Consider the following 17576-nt stretch of genomic DNA (forward strand, 5'->3'; position numbering starts at 1 on the left):
CATGCGAAGCGCACTAACACGGGTAAGTGTGAGGGTACGGCCGGCGGGTACAGCGCGGGAGAGAGGCAGGGCCAGAGGCGGGTGGGCCTTTGGCATGCGACGGGACGCTTCGCAAAGGCGAAACGATACCAGATCGGATGCCCCGCCGCCGGCGGCCGGTCGCAATAATCCCCCGCGCACTGTCATGAAGCATTACCATAATGCCCAAAAAAGTGGGATCCAGAGCACAACTGGAGCCAAGGACGTGTATCGGGAGGGCGCGAGGCCGCGACGACGGCATGGCGAAACCGCCCGGCGCGTGCGGTTGTGGGGGTCAATTTCTTCGGGACGACATGGCATTCAAGATTTCGATGCAGGCCGCCACCGCGACGCCGCGCCGGCGTACGGGCCTGCGCGTGGCGGCCGGCATTGCGGCGGCAGTGGCGATTTTCGGTCTGGCCGGCTACTTCGGCGGACCGCCGCTGATTCGGTCGCTGGCCGCGAGCCAGGCCAGCGAGGCGCTGGGACGCAAGGTGACGATCGGCACGGCACAGGTGCGGCCGTTCTCGCTGGCCGCGACGGTCGGCGATGTCACGATCTTCGAGCCGGACGGCACCACGCCGATGCTGACGCTGGGGTCGGCCGACATCGACGCGTCGATCGCGTCGCTGTGGCGCCTGGCTCCGGTGGTCGACGCGGTCCATATCGACCGGCTCGCCGTCCATGTCGTCCGTGAAGCGGACGGCCGGCTCAGCTTCGACGATATCCGCGACCGGCTGGAAGCCAGGCCCAAGAGTCCGGACGATGGCGAACCGGCCCGCTTTTCGATCAACAACATCGCGCTGACCGAGAGTTCGCTGCGCTTCGACGACAAGATGCTGGGCGAGACCCAGCGCGTCGACCATCTGACGGTCACGCTGCCCTTCCTGTCGAACCTGCCGCACGACGTCAATATCGTCACGCAGCCGACCATCAGCGCCCATATCAACGGCTCGCCGCTGGCGGTCAGCGGCACCATGCTGCCGTTCGCCGATGCGCGCGAAGCGAAGCTGAACCTCGATCTGAATGGCCTCGATCTGGTCCGCTTCATGCCGTTCGCGCCGCGGTTGACCGACGCCGAGGTCAAGGCGGGCAAGCTCGATACGCGGCTGGTGGTGGGCTTTCGCCAGCAGCAGGACCAGCAGCAGATCGAAGTCTCCGGCACCGCCTCGCTGCGCGAGGCCGATGTGCGCAAGCGCGACGGCACGCCGCTGCTGCAGGCCGGCAATCTGACGGTCGATATCGCGCGGCTGGCGCCGGCCGACAACCTGATCCATCTGCGCGGCGTGACGCTGGACGGGCTGGACCTGCGCGCGCTGCGGCGCGCCGATGGCACGCTCGACCTGGCGACGGCGTTCCTGCCGCGGGCAACGCCGGCGACCCCGGCAGCGGCGAAGCCCGCCGCGCCCGCCGCGGCCGCTCCGGCATCGGCCCCCGCGACCGCATCGGCAAACGCGACCGCATCGGCAGCCGCGACCGCATCGGCAGCCGCGACCGCATCGGCAGCCGCGACCGCATCGGCAGCCGCGACCGCATCGGCAGCCGCGACCGCATCGGCCCCCGCGACCGCATCCGCTCCGCTGGCTTCCGCCTCCGCACCGGCCGCCTCGGCGCCGGTTGCAGCACAGGCGGCCCAGCCCGCCGCCGACGCCAAGCCCTGGCGCTACACCATCGATCGCGTCGCGCTGAAGCAGGCCCGCGTCGCGCTGCGCGACGAGGCGGCGTTCTCCGGCCCGGGCACGCTGGCGCTCGGGCCGATCGACGTGCAGATCGATGGGCTGTCCGGCGACAGCGACAAGCCGGCCAGGCTCGACGCCACGCTGGTGGTGGCCGACGGCCAGACCATCGCGCACCAGGGCGCGCTGTCGCTGCGGGACGCCACGCTGGCCGGCACGCTGCGCGCCAATGGATTGCAGCCGCAGACCTTCGCCGCCTGGTTCCCGGGCGAATTGCGCATCCAGTTGGGCCAGTCGGCGCTCGATGCCGAGCTGAACTACCGGATGTCGTGGGCCGCGCCGGCCTTCGCGCTGTCGCTGGACAATTCGCGCGTCGCGATGAGCAACGTCCATGTGGCGCTGCGCGATCCGGCCGCCGCGCCGCGCGTTGCCGCTGCGCCGTCCGACGATGCCGCGGCAAAGCGGCGCGAGCAGCGTGCCCGCCAGCGCGGCGATCTGGTCGGCGACAAGCTGCCGCTGGTCAGCGCCGACAAGCTGACGCTGGACGGCCTGCGTTTCGACCTGGCCGCGCAGTCCCTGCAGGTCGCGCAGATCGGCCTGAGCAGCCCGCAATTTGTCGCGGTGCGCGACCATCGCGGCGAGCTGGTCGAGGCCTCGCGCATCTGGGCGGCGCAGTCGCGCGCCGCCAGCGCGAAGCGCGCGCAGCCTGCGCAGAAGACGAGTACCCCCGCGGCTCCCGCCAAACCGTGGCAGGTCGAAGTCGGCAGCGTCGCGATCGACGGCGGCAAGCTGCGCCTGACCGACTACCAGCCGGCCGCGGCCAACGGCAATCGCCCGGTGGTTCATCAGTTGCGCGGTATCGACGTCAAGACCGGCGCCGTTCGCTGGCCACTGCCTGCCACGCCGATCGCGCTGAAGGCCAAGGTCGAGTCGGGCCGCCGCGGCGTGCTGTCGCTGGACGGCACCGTGCAGCCCACGCTGCCGGCGCTGCAGATGCGCGTCGATGCGAAGCAGCTGGACCTGGCGCCGTTCCAGCCTTATCTCGCCGATCGTTTCAACGCGGCGCTGCGCGCCGGCAACGCCACCGTCAACGGCAATCTCGCGGTGGCCGTGCCGAGCGGCAAGCCGGTGGCCGCCACCTTCGCCGGCACCGCGCAGCTGAGCAATGTGCGTACGGTCGACCGCGTCAACGGCGAGGACTTCATCCGCTGGCGCTCGCTGGGACTCAGTGGCATCGACTTCCGCATGGACGACAGCAAGGGCCCGTTGCGGCTGGCGCTGGGCCAGATCGCGCTGAACGACTTCTATGCGCGCGTGATCCTGAACGCGAACGGCCGGCTGAATCTGCAGGACGTGGTCTCCGGCGGCGCCCAGCAGGGCCAGCCGGCGCCGACCACCAGCCTGACGCAGGCCAGCACCGCACCGGCACCGGCCAGCGCGCCGCAGGCCCAGTCCGCCTCGGCCACTGTTGCTGCCAGCGCCGCCGCGCCGGCCGCGCCTTCGACCAAGGGCACCGCGGCCGGTCCGCAGATCCGCATCGGCGGCGTCAAGATCGACAAGGGCAACATCAACTTCTCGGACTTCTTCGTCAAGCCGAACTACACCGCCAACCTGACCGGCATGCACGGCTCGATCTCGAAGGTGTCGACCGGCGATCCGGCACCGGCCGATCTGGTGCTCGAAGGCCGGCTCGACGACGATGCGCCCGTGACGATCGGCGGCAAGCTGAACCCGCTCGGCGAGCAGCTCTACCTCGATATCGCCGCGAAGGCTGCCGGCGTCGAGCTGACGCGCCTGACGCCGTACGCCACCAAGTACGCCGGCTATCCGATCACCAAGGGCAAGATGACGGTCGACGTCGCCTACAAGATCGAGAACGGCCAACTGAACGCCAGCAACCATCTGTTCCTGGACCAGCTGACGTTCGGCGACAAGGTCGACAGCCCGACCGCGACCAAGCTGCCGGTGCTGCTGGCGGTCTCGCTGCTGAAGGACCGCAATGGCGTGATCGACGTCAACCTGCCGGTATCGGGTTCGTTGTCGGACCCCGAGTTCAGCATCGGCGGCGTGATCATGCGCGTGATCGTCAACCTGCTGACCAAGGCCATCACCTCGCCGTTCTCGCTGATCGCCTCGGCCTTCGGCGGCGGCGACGAACTCGGCTATGTCGAGTTCGCCCCCGGTTCGGCGAATCTGACCGACGCCGGGCGCAGGAAGGTCGAGACGCTGGGCAAGGCGCTGAACGATCGGCCGGGCCTGCGGCTGGAGATCACCGGCCGCATCGATCCGGCCACCGACGCTGCCGGCGCGCGCCGCGCCTGGCTCGACGAGCAGGTGGCCGAGCAGAAGGTGCGCGAACTGCGGCAATCGGCGCGCGAGCAGCGCGCGGCCGACGACGAGGACGGCGAGCAGGGCGCCAAGGTCACCGTCGGCCCGCAGGAGTACCCGAAGTACCTGGAAGCGGTCTACCGCCGCTCGTCGATCAAGAAGCCGCGCAACCTGATCGGCATGGCCAAGTCGCTGCCAACCGCGGAGATGGAAGCGCTGCTGCTGCAGAACGCGCCGGTCACCGACTCGGGCCTGCGGCAGCTGGCCGAGCGGCGTGCGCTGACGGTCAAGCAGGCGCTCGAGCGCGAGGGCAAGGTGCCCGAAGCGCGCCTGTTCCTGACCGCGCCGAAGCTCGATACCGACGGCATCAAGGACAAGGGCTCGCCGAATCGCGTGGACTTCACGATCCGGCAGTAGTGGCGCCGGCGCGCCGGTGCACCAGCCGCACGTCGCGAATCACCATGCGATCGCGCGGCAGCGCCGGCAGCCGGCCGAAGTCCAGCGTCAGGTCCTGCTCCGGCACCGTATAGCGCAGCCCGCGCAGCAGGAACAGGACCGCCTGCTTCATCAGCGCGACGGTGATGCCCTCGCCGGGACAGCGATGATGATCGGCGGCCTGCGCGCCGCCCTGCGGGATGAAGTCGAACGGCGTCGGCGCGCGGGCCAGGAAGCGCTCCGGCGCGAACGTCTCCGGGTCGTCCCAGCTCCGGGGATCGCGGTTGGTGCCATACAGGTCCAGCATTGCGCGCCGGCCGCGCGCAAAGCGATAGCCCTTCCATTCGAAGTCGTCCCGCACCCGCGCCACCACCGCCGGAAAGAACGGATACCAGCGGCGCACCTCCTGCACGAAGGCATCGAGATAGGCCGGATCGCCCTGCTGCAGGCGCTCGCGGCATGCCGGATACAGGTGCAGCGCGTGCGCGACGAACACGATGAAGACCGAGACGGCCACGGTGGGCCGCAGCAGGTTCGCCAGTTCCACGGCGGCGATGCGCGGCGGCAGCAGCTGGCCATCCGCATCGTGGTGCCACGCCACCGTATGCATCGGCGTGTGCTCGAGAATCTCGAACTGACCGGCCCGTGCCTGGTCGATCAGCCGCGACAGCCAAGCCTCGATCCGGTCGCGCGCGCGCCGCGAGCGGAAATGGCCAAGGCCCGGCGCGGCGGCCTGGTCGAACAGCGCGGTCAGCTGCCGGCAGCGCGGCTCGACCTCATGCTCGCGCAACGGCACGCTGGCCCAACTGCAGACAGCCCGGGTCAGCAGCGGATGCAGCGCGTCGTACAGCGCCACTGGCTGGCCATCGGACCACGACCGCGCGGACAGCAGCCATTGCTGCGCGACCGCGTCGCACAACGAGGCAATGCGCTCGGGCGCGGTCGCATGCATGAACAACGCCTTGCGCATCCGGTGCGCGTCGCCGTCGAGCGTCTGCACGCCGCCCTTGCCGAACAGCGTCGCGCGCACCGGCTCGGGCGCCGCCCCGCCACGCTGGAACCGCTGCGGATCGTAGAACAGTGCGGCCGCCTCGGGCCCGGTCATGCACAGCGTGCGGCGCAGCAGCACGCGGGTTTCGAAGACGTCGGATTGCAGCGCGCGGCAGCGTTTGGCGATGAAGCGATAGGGGTCGGCCAGCATGGCCAGGCTATGGTCCCCGGGCGCGTCGCGTGGAATGGCGGGCATCGGCGGTGCTCGGATCGGAAGCGGGATCGCCGATCCGCTGCAACCTGCATGCCAGCGCAACGCCCCTGTGCGCCAAGTGAAGCGCAGCGGCATTCGACCGCGCGGCGCGCGGGAGCATCATCGTGGCGCCGCAGCAAAAACGCGTATGATTCGCTCCGGATTGAATAAAGGAGTGTGTTTTGCAGCAGGAAGCCGTCGCTTACAAGACCTGGGTGTGCCTGATTTGCGGTTGGGTCTATGACGAGGAGCAGGGCTGGCCGGACGACGGCATCGCGCCCGGCACGCGCTGGGAAGAGATTCCCGAGGATTGGCGCTGCCCGGAATGCGATGTGGCGAAAGCCGACTTCGCGATGATCGAGATCTGACGCACGGCGTCGGCGCGCGACGCGAGCGTTGCCTTCGCGTTTGGAGTGATGCGCCGCGGGAAACCTTGCTAGCCGTGGTGCAGGCGGTTTTGCTGGACCCCATGCGAGCCGGCGTGCGGCCGGTTGCGCGGCATCGGCATGGCGCGCCGCCGCCTCCGGCAATGGCGCCAGCGCATCCGCGCGGGCCGCATGCTGCGCCACAGCGCGCGTCCGACCGTCAGCATGAGCGCCGCAGCTAGCAGGGCGGCGATCCAGAACAGCGACATGTCAGCCTCCCCGCCGGTCGCGATGCAGATCGCACCGGCAAGTGCCGAGCCGGCTGGGAAGCGGCTCGGAGCCCGTGGCCAGCTGATCCCTTCAGATCAGCAGCGGGATCGCCTCGAGAACGGCCAGGCCCAGCAGCGCGCCGGCGATTGCGCCGAGCGTGCGGCAACTGATCTGCAGTGGCAGCGCTGCAACGGGCACCATGCCCATCACGATAATCCCAACCAGCGCCATCGGAATCAGGAACACGAGGTCGTGCATGTCCAGGGTCGGCATGGCGGTCTCCTTTCCTCTCTCTCTGTGGGGAATGCTGTTATGCCTGCAGTATAGGCAGCGGGGCGCACTATCCAAGGGCTTTGCCGCTCGGGGTTGACCCGAGGCATGCGTACCGCCGCGCCGATCGCCGCCGCGTGTCCTATGCTGTGCAAATGAACGAGACCCGGTCTCGTCACAGCGTACGGAGGTGGCAATGGAACTTCACATGCATTCGCACCACTATGTGCGCCGCGTGCCTGACTGGAGCGCGGCCGCGGTGTCCGGCCTGGCTGCCGGCGCGTTGCTGCTGGTGCTCGAGCTGTTCTGGTCGACGATGATCGCGGACACCAACCCGTGGCCCACCACGCGGATGATCGCCGCCATCGTCATGGGGCCCGACGTGCTGCAGAGCGGCATGTTCAGCCTGGCGACGGTCACGGCCGCACTGGTGATCCACTTCGTGCTGGGCGCCGTGCTCGGCATGATCCTGGCGGCGATCATGGCACCGTTCCAGCTCGATTCCAGCCTCGGCATGGCGTTGCTGGTCGGCGCGGTGTTCGGCCTGGTGATCTACCTGATCAACTTCTATGGCATGACGCGCTTCTTCCCGTGGTTTGCGGATGCGCGCGGCTGGCACACGCTGTTTGGCAACATCGTGTTCGGCATGTGCGCCGCAGCGGCGTACTGGAAGCTGGAAAGCAAGGACGTCACGCACTGAGCCGCGACAGCCAATGCGCGGCGGTCGGTGGTTCGCCTCCGGCCGCCGTTTTTCATGGGCACGCCGGCGCCGGTGCGTCGCCCATGCATCGAGGGCGCATGGCTTGTGCGATGCGGCACGGCCCGCGCGCCGCCTCGCCTTGAATCGGGCTGATCGGATGCACTAGTCTTATCCTACCTGCGTGACTTGGGCAGCCCTCGTGCCGGCGGCACAGAAGGAGGGGTCGATATGGCGCTCGCCATCGCACTCGTGGTCATGGTTGTCGCTTCGGTGCTCTTCCACTTCCTGAGCCCGTGGTGGGCGACGCCGCTCGCGTCCAACTGGAAGCAGATGGACGACACGCTGACCATCACGATCGTCATCACCGGCGCCTTCTTCATCGGCATCAACCTGTTCGTCGGCTACATGGTCTGGCGTTATCGCCATCGCGACGGCAGCCGCGCCGCCTACCAGCCGGTCAATCACAAGCTCGAACTCTGGCTGATCGGCGGCACCACGCTGGGCATCATGGCGCTGCTGGCGCCGGGCCTGTTCGTCTATGCGGACTATGTGCGCCCGCCGCGCGATGCGATGCTGGTCGAGGTGGTCGGGCAGCAATGGTCATGGGGCTTCCGCTTCCCCGGCGCGGGCGGGCAGTTCGGCACCACCGATCCGCGCTTTGTCGGACCGGGCAATCCGCTGGGGCTGAACCCCGACGATCCGAACGGGCAGGACGACATCATCGTCGCCGGCCCCGAACTGCATCTGCCGCTGGGGCGGCCCGTCAAGATCCTGGCGCGCTCCAAGGACGTGCTGCACGATTTCTATGTGCCGGAGTTCCGCGCCCGCATGAACATGGTGCCCGGCATGGTGACCTCGTTCTGGTTCACCCCGACGCGCGCCGGCACCTTCGACGTGCTGTGCGCGCAGCTGTGCGGCGTCGGCCATCACAACATGCGCGGCAAGGTGGTCGTCGACGAGCCGGCGGCCTTCACCGCCTGGCTGCAGAAGCAGCAGACCTTCGTCGCGATGCGCGCCGGCCAGCCGGCCGCCGCGGCGACGGTGCCGGCGCAGCCGATCGGCACACGTGGGCCCGGGCCCGCTGCCGCCGATCTCGCCGAACAGGGCAGGACGCTGGCGCAGAGCAAGGGCTGCGTCGCGTGCCACAGCACCGATGGCTCGCCGAGCGTCGGGCCGACCTGGAAAGGCCTGTACGGGCATACGACGACCTTCACCGACGGCAGTAGCGCCAAGGTCGACGACGACTATCTGCGTACCGAGATTCGCGAGCCGCAGCAGCGCGTGGTCAAGGGCTTCGCGCCGATCATGCCGAAGATGCCGCTCACCGAGGACGAGGTCAACGCGCTGATCGCCTATATCCGGTCCACCGCGGGCGCGCCGCGCGAGGCGGCGGGCAAATAGGCAAGGACGGCACAACCGCACGCAACCGCACGCAACCGCAGCGCAACGAGTACAAGGGGCAGCGCCGCGTCCGCAGCCGGACGCGGCCCGCCACGACAGGTCACCGACCGCAGGAGAGATCACCATGGCCTACGCCGACGATGCCGTCCACCACGGGCCCACCAGCTTCTGGACGCGTTATGTCTGGAGCCAGGACCACAAGGTGATTGCGGTGCAGTACACGATCGTCGCCATCGTCGTGGGGCTGGTCGGCGTCGTGCTGTCGAACCTGATGCGGATGCAGCTGGGCTTTCCCGGCCGCTTCGATTTCATCGACGCGAACGCGTACTACCAGTACGTGACCATGCACGGCATGATCATGGTGATCTATCTGCTGACCGCGCTGTTTCTCGGCGGCTTCGGCAACTACCTGATCCCGCTGATGGTCGGCGCGCGCGACATGGTGTTCCCGTTCCTGAACATGCTGAGCTTCTGGGTCTACCTGCTGTCGGTGATCGTGCTGCTGGCCAGCTTCTTCGTGCCGGGCGGGCCGACCGGCGCTGGCTGGACGCTGTATCCGCCGCAGGCGATCCTGCCCGGCACGCCCGGCTACGACTGGGGCATCATCCTGATGCTGGTGTCGCTGCTGATCTTCATCGTCGCTGCGACGATGGGTGGCCTGAACTACGTGACCACGGTGCTGCAGGCGCGCACCGAGGGCATGACGCTGATGCGGATGCCGCTGGCCGTCTGGGGCATCTTCATGGCCACGATCCTCGCGCTGCTGGCGTTCCCCGCGCTGTTCGTCTCCGGCGTGATGATGCTGCTTGACAAGACCATCGGCACCAGCTTCTTCATGCCGTCGATGGTGTCGATGGGCCAGCAGCTGGACTACAAGGGCGGCAGTCCGCTGCTGTTCCAGCACCTGTTCTGGTTCTTCGGTCATCCCGAGGTCTATATCGTCGCGCTGCCGGCGTTCGGCATCGTGTCGGACCTGATCAGCGTGCATGCGCGCAAGAGCATCTTCGGCTATCGCACGATGGTGTGGGCGATCCTGGCGATCGGCGTGCTGTCGGTGGTGGTGTGGGCCCACCATATGTTCGTCAGCGGCATGAACCCGTACTTCGGCTTCTTCTTTGCAACCACCACGCTGATCATCGCGATTCCGACCGCGATCAAGGTCTACAACTGGGTGCTGACGTTGTGGCGCGGCGACATCCACTTCTCGGTGCCCATGCTGTTCGCGATCGGCTTCATCAGCACCTTCCTGATCGGCGGGCTGACCGGACTGTTCCTCGGCAACGTCAGCGTCGATATCCCGCTGTCGAATACCTATTTCGTGGTCGCGCACTTCCACATGGTGATGGGCGTGTCGCCGATCCTCGTCGTGTTCGGCGGCATCTACCACTGGTATCCGAAAGTCACCGGGCGAATGCTGAACGACACGCTGGGCCGCGTGCATTTCTGGGTCACCTTCGTCGGTACCTACGCGATCTTCTTCCCGATGCATTACCTCGGCATCCTCGGCATGCCCCGCCGCTATTACGCCTTCGAGAACTACGCGTTCATCCCCGAGTCGGCGCATGTGCTGAACGCCTATATCTCGGTGGCGGCTTTCGTGGTGGCCGCGGCGCAGTTGCTGTTTGTCTGGAACCTGATCTGGAGCGCGCGCCGCGGCGAGCCGGCCGGCGCCAATCCGTGGCGCGCCGCCTCGCTCGAATGGCAGACGCCGCAGACGCCGCCGGAACACGGCAACTGGGGCCCGCATCTGCCGGTGGTGTATCGCTGGGCCTATGCCTATAGCGTGCCCGGCGCGCGCGAGGACTTCATCGCGCAGAACGCGCCGCCGGAGGCCGGCGGCGCCGAACCCGAACCGCACGCCAGCCAGGGAGCCGTCGCATGAATGCCGGAGCACTGTACCGAGTCTCGCGCGGCGACGACGGCCCGGCCCCGCGCGGCGGCGACGCAATGCGTCAGCACGCGTCCGGCGCGACGCCCGCCAGTGTCGCGCTGTGGGTCTTCATGGGCGTGATCACCTCGCTGTTCTCGCTGTTCGTCGTCGCGTTCGGCCTGCGCATGGACTCGGCGGACTGGCATCGGATCGCGTTACCGTGGCAGGTGTGGCTGTCGACGGCGCTGCTGGTCTTCGGCAGCGTGGCGATGTGGCGGGCCGCCCGTGCGGCGCGGGCCGGCGAGCAGCCGAACGCGCGGCGCGCACTGATGCTGGGCGGCATCGGCGCGCTCGGCTTCGTCGCCAGCCAGTTGTGGGCATGGCAGGCGCTGGGCGCCGCCGAGATCCTGCCGGCCAACAATCCGGCCGGCAGCTTCTTCTACATGCTGACCGGGATGCATGGCCTGCATATGGTCGGCGGCCTGGTGGCGTGGACTGCCGCCTGGCAGGGCATTCGCGCGGGTGCGCGAGCCGGGGCGGCGCTGCGCGTGCGGCTGCTGGCGCGCTACTGGCACTTCATGCTGGCGGTATGGCTGGTGCTGCTGGCCGCGCTCGGCTGGCTGACCCCGGAAATCGTGCGCTACATCTGCGGCACCGCCTGATTGCGTAACAAGCGCGGGTAACGAGTACGCGCAGCAAGTAAGCGCAACAAGCGGCCAGGCAATCGAAGGAGGCGATATGGCGACCCAACTGCATCCCGGCGATCGCGTCACCGATTCCGTGGCGCACACCGCCTCGCATACCGCGGCCTCCGCGCACGGCGGCTGGCGCGGCATGCTGGCCGACTGGGGGTCGGACCGGCACGCCTTCCAGGTGTCGTGGGGCAAGGCCATGATGTGGATCTTCCTGTTGTCCGACACCTTCGTCTTCAGCTGCTTCCTGATCAGCTACATGACGGTGCGGATGACGACCACGGTGCCGTGGCCCAATCCCAGCGAGGTCTTCGCGCTGACGATCGGCGGCGAATCGATTCCGCTGATCCTGATCGCGATCATGACCTTCGTGCTGATCACCAGCAGCGGCACCATGGCGATGGCCGTCAACTTCGCCTACCGGCGCGACCGGGCACGCTGCGCGATGCTGATGTTCGGCACCGCCGCGCTGGGCGCCACCTTCGTCGGCATGCAGGCGTTCGAATGGACCAAGCTGATCGAGGAGGGCGTGCGTCCGTGGGGCAACCCGATGGGCGCGGCGCAGTTCGGTTCGTCGTTCTTCATGATCACCGGCTTCCACGGCCTGCACGTGTCGTGCGGCGTCATCTACCTGCTGGTCGTCGCCACGCGCGTGCTGCGTGGGCGCTACGAGCGCACCGGCAACTACCAGATCGTCGAAATCGCCGGCCTGTACTGGCACTTCGTCGACCTGGTCTGGGTGTTCATCTTCGCTTTCTTCTACCTGTGGTGAGGTCCGCCATGTCCGAGCCCATGCTGCACGATTCCCCGATGCCGCCGCACGGCGGCGCGCCCGCGGCCGACCAGGGGCACGGCGCCACCGGCCAGGCCCATCCGATCGGCCTCTACCTGAAGATCTGGGGACTGCTGTTCGTGCTGTCCGCGATGTCGTACGCGGTCGACTACTTCCACGTGCAGGGCGCGCTGCGCTGGACGCTGATCCTGATCTTCATGGTCGCCAAGGCCGGCCTGATCGTCGCCGTGTTCATGCATATGGCATGGGAGCGGCTGGCACTGGTCTACGCGATCCTGCTGCCGCCACTGTGCCTGCTGGTGCTGGTGTGGCTGATGGCGGTCGAGGCCGACTACACGTTCGTGATGCGGGGCGAGTTCTTCCGATAGTCCAGGACGATAGCGCCATTCAAGGAGTGGCCAAGGCCAGAATATTGGCAAGGAACGTCGACTATTCCGCTTCATGCCTGGCATATCGCGTCATGCGCGAATGTGCCCGATGATCAGCGGTGAACGCGACGAATGCCACCCTGTGCCGACACGCACCAGAGTGCGAGAAGACTGCTCGAAGATGTCGGCGAAAGTCCTGATCAGCAAGCCCCGGACATGGTCGCCCGCCATTCTTCCGGCCGCGTTACGCGCGATTCCCCTTGGACTTCGAGTCCGCAATCCAGGCTGAGGTAGTTCAGTTGATCGGATAGAGGCCGCCGGCCCGCACGCGTGCGCCACCAGTCCATGGTGTGTGCATGACGCAGTAGAGCATTCCGCGGCCGGGAACCCGCAGCGGCGAACGCACAGTAGTCTCCCGGCTCTTCCTCGGCGCTCAGCGCTCTGGCATTCATATTCTTGGTACACACGAAGTTAAGGAATCTTGGTCCTTCTATTCCTGACATCAGTGGTCCAGAATTCACTGAGAAAACAATTAAAAAAATACCGCGAAAAAGGCGTTCCAATTTGATGGAAGGTTTGGTGAAAGTTGCGATATTTCATCACTGCTCCTCCCTTCGCGATGAGGCGGCCGATTATGTGAAGCCAGCATTCAAAAAAACGATCATCACTTTGCCAAGCAAGTAATTCGTCGCCGTGGAAGGATTGCCATGAACGAGCATGTCGACTTCGATAAGATAGAGGTGAGGGTTGCTCGGCCGTCGGAGAAAGTTCGTGCCTTTCTTCGGACTCGCAAGACGATTGCCCTGGTGGTAATTCTCGCCATCGGCGCGACCTATTACTACATGCGTGCGGGCGGCGCCCCGCGCGCCGCCGTGCGGCCGCCACCTTCCGTGACTGTCAGTCCGCCGATTGCACGCGACATCGAACGCACGCTCGGTTTCCTGGGCCAATTCTCGGCAGTCAACCGCGTTGAACTTCGGGCCCAAGTGGGTGGTGAACTCACCCGGATCCATTTCAGAGATGGTGCCATCGTCGAGAAGGGCGATGTGCTTTTCGAAGTGGATCCCGAGCCGTACAAGATCAAGTTGAGCCTGGCGCAGGCTGAGCTGACGTCCGCCAAGGCTCGCCTGGCGCTGGCGACAAGGGAATTATCGCGCGCTCAGGAACTGCAGCGAGCCGAAGCCGGCTCCGTTCAGAACGTCGATGAAAAAGTCGCGGAACATCGCGTCGCCCAGGCCGCCGTAGACCACGCCGTCGCTCAGGTCCGCGATGCGAAGTTTGACCTTGATCGCACGAAGGTCAGAGCACCATTCACGGGCCGCATGGGCACACATCTCGTGTCGATCGGGAATCTGATTTCCGGCAGCCGCGCAGGAAGCGGTCCCAGCACCCTGTTGGCGACGATCGTGTCTCTTGATCCGATCTATATCGATTTCGACATGAGCGAGAACGACTACGCGGCGTTCCAGCACGAACACCTCGGCCGGACAGGACCACTGTCCAATCAAGTCATCCTCGCGCCGACAGGCGACGATACGTTCTCGCGCCAGGCCACTCTTGAATTCCTTGATCATTCGCTCGATCGGTCTAGTGGCACCATCCATGCACGAGCGATCGTCCCGAATGGCGATCTGTCGCTGACGCCGGGCGGATTTGCACGCATTCGCCTCGTGGTCTCGAACCCGGAGTCGGCGCTTCTCGTTCCCGATGCCGCCGTCCTTGCGGACTTGAGCGACCATATCGTCTATGTAGTCGGAAACGACAATCTTGTCTCCCCGAGAAAGGTAGAGATCGGGGATCTGCGCGGTGGGCTACGCGTGATTCGTGCTGGACTGTCGCTGCACGACCAGGTCATCATCAACGGTATCCCAACGGTCCACGCTGGCGCGAAAGTGAGGGCCCAGGCGGGGACGATCCAGTATTCCTCCGAGGCTGAGCACGTTGCGCTGGGGGCCTCGAAATGAGGTTGCCCCATTTTTTCATCGAGCATCCGCGCTTCGCTGCGGTGCTGAATATTTTTGTCGTCCTGATCGGATTGGCAACGATGGTCTCCTTACCCGTTGCGCAGTATCCTGACATCGTTCCGACGACCATCCAGATTTCGACTTCATATCCTGGCGCTTCGTCCGACACGATCGCCCGTACCGTGGCGACGCCCATAGAGCAAGCTGTCAATGGCGTCGAGAACATGGACTACGTGAGCAGCCAGTCGACCAGTGACGGTCGGTTGACGATCAACGTCATCTTCAAGGTTGGCACCGATCCCGATACGGCTCTATTGTTGACCCGGAGCCGGGTCGAGGACACGTTGTCCCGCCTGCCGGAAGCGGTGCGGCTCCAGGGCGTGCAGGTCAAGAAGACGATCCCGGCGCTGCTCCTGGCCGTGCACGTCTACTCTCCGGACGGCTCCAGGAGCGCGGAGTACATGTCCAACTACATGCTCGGCGTAAGAGATGAACTCGCGCGCTTGCCTGGCGTATCCGAACTGCGGCCACTTGGAGAGCGGCAGTACGCCATGCGGATCTGGATCGATCCCGACCGTGCGGCCGCCCACAATATCAACGCCAGCGAAATTCTCGCCGTCTTGCGGGCGCAGAATGCTCAGGTCGCTTCCGGCGTGCTGAATCAGCCCCCGGTGTCGAGCCAGGGAGCCTACCAGATCAATGTAGCAGCGCTTGGTCGTCTGACCAAGCCGGAGCAATTTGGGGACGTCATCGTGAAGTCGGACGCCCAGGGGCGTGTCACCCGGATTCGCGACGTCGGTCGTGTGGAGCTGGGCTCTGTGGATTACGGCTCCAAAGCCTACGTGGACCGGTCGGTCTCCAGTCAATGGGTCGTGATTGCCACGCCCGGCTCCAACGTAGTCGACGTCGAGAATGCCATCTGGAACAAGATGGCGGAGCTGAAGAAGGATTTCCCGGCTGGTCTGGACTATCAGAAGATCTATGATCCGACGACGTTCGTCAGCCAGTCCATCGAGGAGGTCATCAAGACGATTTTTGATGCGATTCTGCTTGTTGTCGTCGTGGTCTACCTGTTTCTGCAAAATTGGCGCGCAACCATCATTCCCGTGGTCGCCATTCCAATCTCGTTGCTGGGAACATTCACGGTGCTGTCCATCTTCGGCGCATCGGTCAACAATCTGTCCTTGTTCGGCCTTGTCCTCGCAGTGGGGATTGTTGTCGACGACGCCATCGTAGTTGTCGAGAGTGTCGAACGGAATATGGCGCTCGGCATGTCTGCCAGAGAGGCCGCTCATCAGACGATGAACGAAGTGTCGACGGCCCTCCTGGCGATCGCTCTGACGCTTTGCGCCGTGTTCGGCCCGGCGGCGCTGATGTCCGGGATTACGGGGTTGTTCTTCAAGCAGTTTGCAATCACGATCGCCGCCTCGACCGTCATTTCCTGTTTCGTTTCGTTGACGTTGAGTCCCGCTCTCTGCGCAGTCCTCCTGAAGCCGCATGCAGGTGTCGCCGGGGCGGGTCGCAAGACAATCCATCGCCGTTTCCATGACACCACCTTCGGGAGATTCAACAAACTGTTCGACTCCCTTTCCGCGCGATACGGAAAAATCACGGGACGTTTTGTTCGGAAGACGACGGTCGTGCTCGTGGTTTACGCGGGCTTGATCATTGCCACCGGTGTGCAAATGGCGCGGATGCCGAGCGGCTTCATTCCGGACCAGGATATTGGTTACCAGGCCGTCATCCTGTTCCTGCCACCGGGCTCCAGCCTCGAACGCACCGACAAGGTGCTCCACGAGGTCAACAACATCATCCTTGAAACGCCGGGGATCAAAGGGATCGGGCATACATCGCCGGTAACCGGATTCGATGTGACAACGGAAACCTATGCGCCGAACGTCGCTACGGTGTTTCTCGGTCTGCCTTCCCTGTATGGCAAGCATGTCCCGGGTGTGAACGCCGCCACGATGCTCGTGACGCTCCGGCAGCGATTGGCACACATCAAGGATGCCGTCGTCATCGTCGTTCAACCTCCGCCCGTCCAGGGACTCGGTGCGGCCGGTGGATTCAAACTGATGCTGCAGGACCGCGCCGGTCTGGGTCCGCATGCACTTGCAAAGGCCGCCAACGATCTGGTCAAGGCCGCAAACCAGGACAAGACGTTCGGCGGCGTATTCACGCTCTACAATGCTGCGGCACCCTCCGTCTATGCCGACATAGATCGACTCAAGGCGGAAAAGGTGGGTATCACCCCCACAGATATTTTTTCCACAATGGAGCTTTATCTTGGCTCGCAGTATGTAAACGACTTCAACTTCCTGGGCCGCACTTACCAGGTACGGGTGCAGGGTGACGAAGCCTTTCGAAAGACGCCTGAAGACATCGGTCGCTTGAAAATACGGAATGCGGCGGGTGAAATGGTGCCGATCGGCACGGTTGCGAGTTTCAAAAGTACGACCGGACCGTACCGTCTACCTCGGTACAACCTGTATCCCGCCGCCGAGATCATGGGTACCGCGGCCCCTGGCAGCTCTTCCGGCGACGCCTTGGAGCGGATGGAGGAATTGGCCGGCGAAGTGCTCCCCAACGGGATCTCCTATGAATGGACAGATCTGGCTCATCAGGAGAAAACGCAGGCCACGTCTCCCCTCGTCGTTTTCCTGGCGTCCGCCCTGTTCGTATTCCTGGTGCTCGCGGCCCAGTATGAAAGCTGGAAGACGCCACTGGCCATTGTGCTGATCGTTCCGATGTGCCTGCTGGCAGCGGCCTTGGGGCTGAATCTGCGCGGCATGCCGATCGATATCCTTGCGCAGATCGGATTTGTCGTGCTCGTGGGGTTGGCGGCCAAGAATGCGATTCTGATCGTCGAGTTCGCGAAGCAGCGTCAGGAGGAAGATGGGGTGGGCCCGGAAGACGCTGCGGTTCATTCGGCCCGTGTGCGTCTACGCCCCATCTTGATGACCTCGCTCGCCTTCATCGCAGGCGTTGCGCCGTTGGTCGTAGCGACTGGGGCGGGCTCGGAAATGCGCCAATCGCTCGGAACTACCGTGTTCTTCGGAATGCTAGGTGTGACGGTCTTCGGTCTGGTTTTCACACCGGCGTTCTATACCTTCGTTCGCAAGTTGGGTGTGAAGGACCGCGATGCTCCGGGTTGGCAACTCAGCCAGGGAAACGCACGATGAA

At 65.4% G+C, this 17576-nt stretch carries 13 protein-coding genes; 10 read left to right on the forward strand and 3 right to left on the reverse strand.

Features of this window, described 5'->3' with window-relative positions; translation table 11 throughout:
* Window positions 1-332: 332 nt before the first annotated feature.
* On the forward strand, window positions 333-4439 hold the full coding sequence (locus M1D55_RS00910) for a DUF748 domain-containing protein (protein ID WP_456280833.1): 4107 nt from the start codon (window positions 333-335) through the stop codon (window positions 4437-4439).
* Here the strand turns inward: M1D55_RS00910 and M1D55_RS00915 are convergent.
* A complete protein-coding gene (locus M1D55_RS00915) occupies window positions 4423-5703 on the reverse strand; it encodes a cytochrome P450 (protein WP_456280834.1) in 1281 nt (426 codons plus the stop codon). The two genes, M1D55_RS00910 and M1D55_RS00915, sit on opposite strands and share 17 nt — an antisense overlap.
* Before the next feature lie 179 nt (window positions 5704-5882).
* On the opposite strand from M1D55_RS00915, the gene M1D55_RS00920 reads away from it, so the two are divergent.
* Window positions 5883-6068, forward strand: a complete 186-nt coding sequence (locus M1D55_RS00920) for a rubredoxin (RefSeq protein WP_023264193.1) — start codon at window positions 5883-5885, stop codon at window positions 6066-6068.
* Window positions 6069-6136: 68 nt separating this feature from the next.
* Here M1D55_RS00920 and M1D55_RS00925 read toward each other — a convergent pair whose 3' ends face one another.
* Window positions 6137-6334 carry a hypothetical protein gene (locus M1D55_RS00925; RefSeq protein ID WP_456280835.1) on the reverse strand — a complete coding sequence of 66 codons (198 nt, stop codon included), beginning with the start codon at window positions 6332-6334 and terminating at the stop codon, window positions 6137-6139.
* Between the two features lie 91 nt (window positions 6335-6425).
* The gene (locus M1D55_RS00930; protein ID WP_456280836.1) at window positions 6426-6608 is read right to left on the reverse strand and encodes a hypothetical protein; all 183 of its coding nucleotides are present in this window, start codon (window positions 6606-6608) and stop codon (window positions 6426-6428) included.
* A 193-nt stretch (window positions 6609-6801) separates the two neighbouring features.
* On the opposite strand from M1D55_RS00930, the gene M1D55_RS00935 reads away from it, so the two are divergent.
* From M1D55_RS00935 to M1D55_RS00970, 8 genes are all read left to right on the forward strand, one after another.
* On the forward strand, window positions 6802-7305 hold the full coding sequence (locus M1D55_RS00935; RefSeq protein WP_006578696.1) for a hypothetical protein: 504 nt from the start codon (window positions 6802-6804) through the stop codon (window positions 7303-7305).
* 228 nt (window positions 7306-7533) lie between these two features.
* A complete protein-coding gene (locus M1D55_RS00940) occupies window positions 7534-8706 on the forward strand; it encodes a c-type cytochrome (RefSeq protein WP_006578695.1) in 1173 nt (390 codons plus the stop codon).
* Window positions 8707-8830: 124 nt separating this feature from the next.
* Window positions 8831-10588: a cytochrome c oxidase subunit I gene (gene ctaD, locus M1D55_RS00945; RefSeq protein ID WP_064574390.1), complete on the forward strand. Its 1758-nt coding sequence runs from the start codon at window positions 8831-8833 to the stop codon at window positions 10586-10588.
* Window positions 10585-11238, forward strand: coding sequence for a cytochrome c oxidase subunit 3 (locus M1D55_RS00950; RefSeq protein WP_456280837.1), 654 nt, complete (start codon window positions 10585-10587; stop codon window positions 11236-11238). The genes ctaD and M1D55_RS00950 overlap by 4 nt, the downstream gene beginning before the upstream one ends.
* Before the next feature lie 76 nt (window positions 11239-11314).
* Window positions 11315-12040 carry a heme-copper oxidase subunit III family protein gene (locus M1D55_RS00955; RefSeq protein ID WP_006578692.1) on the forward strand — a complete coding sequence of 242 codons (726 nt, stop codon included), beginning with the start codon at window positions 11315-11317 and terminating at the stop codon, window positions 12038-12040.
* Between the two features lie 38 nt (window positions 12041-12078).
* Window positions 12079-12429, forward strand: a complete 351-nt coding sequence (locus M1D55_RS00960; RefSeq protein ID WP_052511350.1) for a cytochrome C oxidase subunit IV family protein — start codon at window positions 12079-12081, stop codon at window positions 12427-12429.
* Window positions 12430-13136: 707 nt separating this feature from the next.
* Window positions 13137-14393, forward strand: a complete 1257-nt coding sequence (locus M1D55_RS00965) for an efflux RND transporter periplasmic adaptor subunit (protein ID WP_456280838.1) — start codon at window positions 13137-13139, stop codon at window positions 14391-14393.
* Window positions 14390-17575, forward strand: a complete 3186-nt coding sequence (locus tag M1D55_RS00970) for an efflux RND transporter permease subunit (protein ID WP_456280839.1) — start codon at window positions 14390-14392, stop codon at window positions 17573-17575. Before M1D55_RS00965 ends, M1D55_RS00970 begins: the two co-directional genes overlap by 4 nt.
* Window position 17576: the final 1 nt, after the last annotated feature.

Source organism: Cupriavidus sp. JZ107 (assembly GCF_053903255.1).

What these genes read in the sequence shown, in the direction of transcription:
- M1D55_RS00930 (WP_456280836.1), bottom strand. Translation starts at nt 6,608, where the DNA reads ATGCCGACCCTGGACATGCACGACCTCGTGTTCCTGATTCCGATGGCG.
- M1D55_RS00950 (WP_456280837.1), top strand. Translation starts at nt 10,585, where the DNA reads ATGAATGCCGGAGCACTGTACCGAGTCTCGCGCGGCGACGACGGCCCG.
- M1D55_RS00925 (WP_456280835.1), bottom strand. Translation starts at nt 6,334, where the DNA reads ATGTCGCTGTTCTGGATCGCCGCCCTGCTAGCTGCGGCGCTCATGCTG.
- M1D55_RS00915 (WP_456280834.1), bottom strand. Translation starts at nt 5,703, where the DNA reads ATGCCCGCCATTCCACGCGACGCGCCCGGGGACCATAGCCTGGCCATG.
- M1D55_RS00955 (WP_006578692.1), top strand. Translation starts at nt 11,315, where the DNA reads ATGGCGACCCAACTGCATCCCGGCGATCGCGTCACCGATTCCGTGGCG.
- M1D55_RS00910 (WP_456280833.1), top strand. Translation starts at nt 333, where the DNA reads ATGGCATTCAAGATTTCGATGCAGGCCGCCACCGCGACGCCGCGCCGG.
- M1D55_RS00960 (WP_052511350.1), top strand. Translation starts at nt 12,079, where the DNA reads ATGCCGCCGCACGGCGGCGCGCCCGCGGCCGACCAGGGGCACGGCGCC.
- ctaD (WP_064574390.1), top strand. Translation starts at nt 8,831, where the DNA reads ATGGCCTACGCCGACGATGCCGTCCACCACGGGCCCACCAGCTTCTGG.
- M1D55_RS00940 (WP_006578695.1), top strand. Translation starts at nt 7,534, where the DNA reads ATGGCGCTCGCCATCGCACTCGTGGTCATGGTTGTCGCTTCGGTGCTC.
- M1D55_RS00935 (WP_006578696.1), top strand. Translation starts at nt 6,802, where the DNA reads ATGGAACTTCACATGCATTCGCACCACTATGTGCGCCGCGTGCCTGAC.
- M1D55_RS00965 (WP_456280838.1), top strand. Translation starts at nt 13,137, where the DNA reads ATGAACGAGCATGTCGACTTCGATAAGATAGAGGTGAGGGTTGCTCGG.
- M1D55_RS00970 (WP_456280839.1), top strand. Translation starts at nt 14,390, where the DNA reads ATGAGGTTGCCCCATTTTTTCATCGAGCATCCGCGCTTCGCTGCGGTG.